Annotated in this window: 5 protein-coding genes and 3 pseudogenes; 5 read left to right on the forward strand and 3 right to left on the reverse strand. The window is 62.3% G+C overall.

What is annotated here, in order from left to right; genetic code table 11:
• Positions 1 to 273: 273 nt before the first annotated feature.
• Positions 274 to 1,374, forward strand: coding sequence for a glycine-betaine demethylase subunit GbcB (gbcB, locus tag ACF8SD_RS02515; RefSeq protein WP_173887334.1), 1,101 nt, complete (start codon positions 274 to 276; stop codon positions 1,372 to 1,374).
• A 103-nt stretch (positions 1,375 to 1,477) separates the two neighbouring features.
• On the opposite strand, the gene ACF8SD_RS02520 is transcribed toward gbcB, so the two are convergent.
• The gene (locus tag ACF8SD_RS02520; protein ID WP_392484449.1) at positions 1,478 to 2,350 is read right to left on the reverse strand and encodes a methyl-accepting chemotaxis protein; all 873 of its coding nucleotides are present in this window, start codon (positions 2,348 to 2,350) and stop codon (positions 1,478 to 1,480) included.
• Positions 2,333 to 3,229: pseudogene (locus tag ACF8SD_RS02525) on the reverse strand (MCP four helix bundle domain-containing protein); the annotation flags it as partial. The gene ACF8SD_RS02520 and the pseudogene ACF8SD_RS02525, both read right to left, overlap by 18 nt.
• A 150-nt stretch (positions 3,230 to 3,379) precedes the next feature.
• Between ACF8SD_RS02525 and ACF8SD_RS02530 the strand changes: the two are divergent.
• The 4 genes and pseudogenes from ACF8SD_RS02530 (at position 3,380) to ACF8SD_RS02545 (ending at position 6,050) form a co-directional block, all read left to right on the forward strand.
• Positions 3,380 to 3,610 carry a hypothetical protein gene (locus tag ACF8SD_RS02530; protein WP_009683367.1) on the forward strand — a complete coding sequence of 77 codons (231 nt, stop codon included), beginning with the start codon at positions 3,380 to 3,382 and terminating at the stop codon, positions 3,608 to 3,610.
• Complete coding sequence (locus tag ACF8SD_RS02535) at positions 3,607 to 3,909, forward strand: cell division protein ZapA (protein ID WP_029886391.1); 303 nt, start codon at positions 3,607 to 3,609, stop codon at positions 3,907 to 3,909. Before ACF8SD_RS02530 ends, ACF8SD_RS02535 begins: the two co-directional genes overlap by 4 nt.
• Before the next feature lie 248 nt (positions 3,910 to 4,157).
• Positions 4,158 to 5,186 (forward strand): annotated as a pseudogene (locus ACF8SD_RS02540) (cache domain-containing protein); the annotation flags it as partial.
• A gap of 135 nt (positions 5,187 to 5,321) precedes the next feature.
• Entirely contained in the window at positions 5,322 to 6,050 is a 729-nt protein-coding gene (locus tag ACF8SD_RS02545) for a methyl-accepting chemotaxis protein (protein ID WP_392484450.1), read from the forward strand.
• Positions 6,051 to 6,185: 135 nt separating this feature from the next.
• Here ACF8SD_RS02545 and ACF8SD_RS02550 read toward each other — a convergent pair.
• Positions 6,186 to 6,567: pseudogene (locus ACF8SD_RS02550) on the reverse strand (beta-eliminating lyase-related protein); the annotation flags it as partial.

Below are 6,567 nucleotides of genomic sequence, written 5' to 3' on the forward strand. Positions count from 1 at the left end.
GCGGCCGGCAAAAGGTGGCTAATCGTTGTGGTGGTGCCGCAAGGCTGTCGTTGAAAAAACAGCATGTTGTTTTGCCGTGGAGTGTGCGTCCGAAGACGTCGTGAACCGTATCCATGGGCGACATGGCCGAATTGAATAACGACGCGCCAGCCCTTGTGCCACGGGCCTGGTCGCGATAAGCACGTCGATGTCGCAGGCAGGAATGTGCGTCGTGTTCAGCTTGCGCATTATCGCAGCCATAAAAAGGGCCATAGTCGGCCGCTGGAGATGAACATGTCCGATACCTTCCTCAATCCGGTCACTACCCAGACCTGGGCCAATGGCCGCCACATCGTGCGCTGCGTCAAGGTCATCCAGGAGACCTGGGACGTGCGCACCTTCTGCTTCATGGCCGACCAGCCAATCATGTTCTTCTTCAAGCCAGGGCAGTTCGTCACCCTGGAGCTGGAGATCGAAGGCAAGCCGGTGATGCGTTCCTATACCATCTCCAGTTCGCCGTCGGTGCCGTACAGCTTCTCGATCACCGTCAAGCGCGTGCCGGGCGGGCTGGTCTCGAACTTCCTGCACGACACCATGCACGAAGGCCTCGAGGTGCCGGTGCACGGCCCTGTGGGCCTGTTCAATGCCATCGACTTCCCTTCGGGCAAGGTGCTGTACCTGTCGGGCGGGGTGGGCATTACCCCGGTGATGTCGATGGCGCGCTGGTTCTACGACACCAACGCCAATGTCGACATGGTGTTCGTGCACAGCGCCCGCTCACCGAAGGACATCATCTACCACCGCGAGCTGGAGCAGATGGCTTCGCGCATCCCCAACTTCAGCCTGCACATCATTTGCGAAAAGCATGGCCTGGGTGAGCCGTGGGCGGGTTACCGCGGTTACCTGAACCAGCGGCTGATGGAGCTGATCGCGCCGGACTACATGGAGCGCGTGGTGTTCTGCTGCGGCCCGACGCCGTATATGAACGCGGTCAAGCGCCTGCTCGAAGCGGTCGGCTTCGACATGGCCAATTACCACGAGGAATCGTTCGGCGCCACGCCGCCGGAGGCCAAGGCCGACGCAGTGGAACACGCCGAGCAGGCGGCCGATGCCCCAGAGGTGGACGCCTCCGACCTCAACCTGGTGGAGTTCATCGGCAGCGAGAAGAGCATTCGCATTGCCCCAGGCGAGACCGTGCATGCCGCGGCAGCCAAGGTTGGCCTGATGATCCCGAAAGCCTGCGGCATGGGCATTTGCGGTACGTGCAAGGTGCTCAAGCTGGGTGGCGAAGTGGAAATGGAGCACAACGGCGGCATCACCGAAGAGGACGAAGCCGAAGGCTACATCCTGTCGTGCTGCAGCGTGCCGAAAGGGGATGTGCGGATCGATTACTGATCCGCAATTGGGGGGCTGCTGCGCAGCCCATCGCGACACAAGGTTGCGGTCCCTTGTAGGAGCGGCCTTGTGTCGCGATGGGCCGCAAAGCGGCCCCGCTGTTTCAAGTACGGAACCGGGCTACAAGGCCATTGAGGTCCACGGCGAGGCGCGACAGTTCGGCACTCGCTGCACTGGTCTGATGCGCCCCGGTCGCACTCTGCACCGACAGGTCATTGATATTCACCAGGTTGCGGTCCACCTCCCGCGCCACCTGTGCCTGTTCTTCGGCGGCGCTGGCGATCACCAGGTTACGCTCGTTGATCTGCGCTACCGCCCCGGCAATGGTGTCCAGCGCCAGGCCGGCCCCGCGCGCGATGTTCAGCGTTGATTCAGCCCGCTCGGTGCTGGTACGCATCGACTCCACAGCCTGTTCCGTACCCCCCTGAATGCTGCCTATCATGCGTTCGATCTCACTGGTCGACTGCTGGGTACGGTGCGCCAGTGCCCGCACTTCGTCCGCCACCACGGCAAAGCCACGGCCCGCTTCACCGGCACGCGCCGCTTCGATGGCCGCGTTGAGTGCCAGCAGGTTGGTCTGGTCGGCCAGGCCACGGATCACGTCCAGCACCTTGCCGATATCTCGTGACTGCTCGGCCAGGTGGGTGACCAGCTTGGCAGTACCTTGCACATCGCCGCTCATGCGCTCGATGGCAGCCACGGTTTCCAGCACCAGGTCTCGGCCGTCGCCGGTCGAGCGGCTGGCTTCACTGGACGCCTCGGAAGTGCTCACCGCGTTGCGCGCCACTTCTTCCACGGCGCTGGTCATTTCGGTAACGGCGGTGGCGGCTTGCTGGATTTCGTTGTTCTGCTGTTGCAGGCCACGGGCGCTTTCATCGGTGACCGTGTTCAGCTCCTCGGCTGCCGAGGCCAGCTGGGTGGCGGAGCCGGCGATCTGTTGCAAGGTGTCGCGCAGCTTGTCCTGCATGCGGGCCATGGCGCGCAACAGGCGGGCGGCCTCGTCGGTACCTTCGGCGCGTACGGTGTGGGTCAGGTCACCGTCGGCAATTTGCTCGGCGCTCTTGAGCGCCTCTTCGATCGGCTTGACGATACTGCGGGTCAGCAGGAAGGCACAGACGAAGGTCAGTACGCTGGCGCCGATCAACAGGCCAATGACCAGCGCGAAGGCCGTGCCGTATTGCTCGGCGGCCTTCTCGTTGGTGGCGCGAGTCTGCTCGGTGTTGATGCGTAGCAGGGTATCCATCACCTTGTTCATCTGCTCGGAGTTGGCCATCAGGTCGCGGTTCAGCATGTCGCTCAGTTCATCGAGGCGGTTCTCCTGGCTGAGGGTGCGCATGCGCGACTCAAGTTGGCGGTACTGGCTGAGCAACTGGCCGAACTGGTCGAAGGCTGCCTGTTCGTCGTCGGCGCGGATCATGGGCACGTAGGCCTCGCGGGCGCGGTCCATCTGGGCATTGCGCTGGTCGAGCAGGTTCAGGGTATCGCGCTGGGTCTGGGCATCGCGGTTGACCAGCAGGCGGTACGAGAGCGTGCGCATGCGCAGGTTCAGCCCGGTCAGCTCGTCCAGAATCTTGATGCTCGGTACGTTGACCTGCTCGATGACTTCGCCTGCCTGGCGGATGTTGCCCATTTGTACCAGCGAAAAGGTGCCGAGCCCGAGCATCAACAGGCCAATCAAGGCGAAGCCAAGTAGCGCGCGCGGGGCGATATTCATGTTGCGTAGAGACATGGCAGAAGGGATCCAGGCAAGAAAGGGCAGGGGCTTGAGGTGCGACGAAATGGGACTTGCCGGGCTATCGGTCGTGACTGCCGAGTCTTGAGTGGGGCCGCAAAAAATTATGAGGGCGCTAACCATTTCCTGACCGGCGGTTGACCCAGGTCGGAACAAGGGAGTGGTTCCTCTGTCAATCTGCGGGTCAGCAACCTTGTGAATCCGATATTTAATGGCGATGGGCGGCAGTTTTCTTTATCGTGTGCGCCCCTCGCAACAACCTGAGATAGACCCATGCTGGAAGCTTCCCTGAATCAAATCGAGCAACTGGTCAGCGACCTGATGCAGAAGAACGCTCAACTTGCCGAGCAGAACACCGCCCTTGGCCAGGAACTGGCCCAGGCCAAGGAAGAAAACGAAACCCTGCAGCTGTCGCTGATGGAGCAGGAAGAAAAGAACGGCGCCACCGCCGCACGCATCCAGGCTCTGGTTGAGCGCGCCAGTGCGGGCGTTGTCGGCGCATGAGACTGCAAGAGCAGCCGATCAATGTCGTGTCGATTCTCGGCATCGACTATTCGATCAAAGCGCCTGAAGGCCAGGAAGAAACCTTGGCCCAGGCGGTACGGATGCTCAACACTGCCCTTAACGAAACCAAGCGCCAGTACCCGACGTTGATCGGTGACAAGCTGCTGGTACTGGCTGCCCTCAACCTTTGCTCCAGGCAGGTCGAGTTGCAGAAAGAGCACCAGCAAACCCTGGCGCGCACCCAGGCGCAGATCGACGCGACCGTGGATGCGATCGTTCGCACAATCGCAGAGTCCTGATCAATCGTTTGGGCGCTACGCCCGCCTTTCGCGACACAAGGCCGCACCTACAGGGTTAACCCGACCCCTGCAGGAGCGGCCTTGTGTCGCGATGGGCTGCAAAGCAGCCCCAGGTTCCAGTGTATTGTTCCCAATGACTGGATTAACTGAATACTCAAGTGTATACACTTCTCGCAAAACAATAATGTTGCGGGGGGTAGGGCATGGGTTTCTGGCGCAAGAGCATCCAGTGGCAATTGATAACCAGCATGGGTGGTGCCTTGCTGGCGAGCATCCTGGTGGTGGTCATCATCTTCACCGTGGCACTCAATCGCCTCACCGAGCGTTACCTGGTAGATACCGCCCTCCCGGCCAGCATCGAGGCCATCCGCAACGAAATCGAACACATGCTGGGCCAGCCGCTGGTGGCAGCGGCAGACATTGCCGGCAATACCCTGCTGCGCGACTGGCTTGCCGCCGGTGAAGACCCCGCCCAGGTCCCGCAGTTTCTCGAATACCTCACGGCAGCCAAGCAGCGCAACCGGGCGTTCACCACCCTGTTCGTGGCGACCGAAACCGGCCATTACTACAACGAAAATGGTCTGGACCGAACCCTCGACCGCAGCAACCCCAAGGACAGCTGGTTCTACGGCTACGTCGACAGCGGTGCTGAGCGGTTCATCAACATCGATGTCGACGGCTCCACCGGCGAGTTGGCGCTATTCATCGACTACCGCGTGGAAAAGAACGGCCAATTGGTCGGCGTGGCCGGCATGGGCCTGCAAATGACCGAGCTGTCGAAACTGATCCACGACTTCAGTTTCGGCGAGCATGGCAAGGTATTTCTGGTGCGCAACGATGGCCTTGTCCAGGTGCACCCTGAAGCAGCGTTCAGCGGCAAGCGCCAGCTCGGCGAACAGCTTGGCACCCAGGCCGCCAAGGCGGTAATGAGCGGCGGCGCCAGCCTGCGCAGCGGCCGCTTCGAACGTGACGGCGAACAATACCTGGCGTTTGGCTTGCCTTTGCGTGACCTGAACTGGACCTTGGTCGCCGAAGTGCCGGAAGCGGAAATCTACGCCCCCATGCAACAGGCGGTATGGCTGACCAGCCTGATTGGTGGCGCCGTAGCCCTGGTTTCGTTGCTGCTGGTGGTGTTGCTGGCACGCGGCCTGGTGCGGCCGCTGCGGCGCGTCACTGCTGCGCTGGTGCAGATTGGCAGCGGTGCGGGCGACCTCAGCCAGCGCCTGGATGACTCACGCCCGGATGAACTGGGCGACCTGGCCCGTGGCTTCAACCGCTTCCAGGGCAGCCAGCGCGACCTGATCGGCGAGGTACTGAATACTTCCGAGCGCCTGCACCGGGCCGTGGAGCAGGTGACGCAGGTAGTGGACAACACCGCCGAGCGCTCTGGGCGCCAGCAAGACATGACCGCAATGGTCGCCACCGCCGTGCACGAGATGGGCCTGACGGTGCAGGACATTGCGCGCAACGCCGGTCAGGCAGCTCAAGCGTCGCAGGCGGCACGGGATGAGGCATTGCAGGCGCGCGAGGTGGTGCAGCGGTCGGTGCGGGGCATCGAGGGCATGTCGGGCGACATTGGCAAGGCCGCCGATGCGGTCAGCCAGTTGGCTGATGAAGTGGCCTCGATCGATGAAGTATTGGCGGTAATCCGCAGTATTTCCGAGCAGACCAACCTGTTGGCGCTGAATGCTGCCATCGAAGCCGCGCGGGCAGGGGACATGGGCCGCGGGTTTGCCGTGGTCGCCGATGAAGTACGGACGCTGGCCCGGCGCACGCAGTTGTCCACTGATGAAGTGCAGCAGATGATCCAGCGCCTCAAGCAAGGGGCAGGTTCTGCGGTGACTTCGATGCAGGCAGGGCAACAGGCGACGGGCACCGGGGTGGAAGCGAGCCAGCGTACAGGGGCGTCGCTGGGTGCGATTACTGATCAGGTGGAGCACATCAGCGACATGAACCACCAGGTGGCTACGGCGACTGAAGAGCAGTCGGCGGTGACCGAGGAAATCAACCGCACGGTGCAGGGGATTTCCGATCTGGCGCGGGAGACGGCGGCTGAGGTGCAAGGGTGCCGGGAGGAATGTCAGGCGTTGCGTGGCTTGGCTGATGACCTGGCGCGGCAGATGGGTGGGTTCAAACTTTAGATTGGTGTTGGCTTCTTCGCGGGCTTGCCCGCTCCCACAGGTACTGCACAGCGCTTGAACGCGGCGGTAATCCTGTGGGAGCGGGCATGCCCGCGAATGCAATCTGTCAGGCGGTGATCATGCTGCGGATATCCGCCGCCAGCCCTTGCCCCGCAGTGCTTCGATGGCGTGCTCCGGCATCTGCAGGAACACCCCGTTGGCCTCCACCGGGAACATCAGCTCGACCCCCGGCAAATCACTCACCAACGATGCCAGCAGCTGCGCGCAACGGTTGGCATGGTTACCATGGCGCAGCCAGGCGCCACCTTCCAGCAGCCCCACCCACGGCGCCGACAGGAAGCGCTTTTTCGACGCCAACTGCCCCGCCTGCTTGCAGCGGTAGCCGAAGTCCTCGGCCAGCTGGCGGTTGAAGAACAGCATCGCCTCGCCCACCGCCATACCGTTCTTGGTGCCGCCAAAGCACAGCACGTCGGCGCCGGCCTTCCAGGTCAGCTCCTTTAGATTGGTGTTGGCTTCA

Origin of the sequence: Pseudomonas sp. CJQ_9, from assembly GCF_043106615.1 — a bacterium.
Lineage (GTDB): Bacteria > Pseudomonadota > Gammaproteobacteria > Pseudomonadales > Pseudomonadaceae > Aquipseudomonas > Aquipseudomonas juntendi.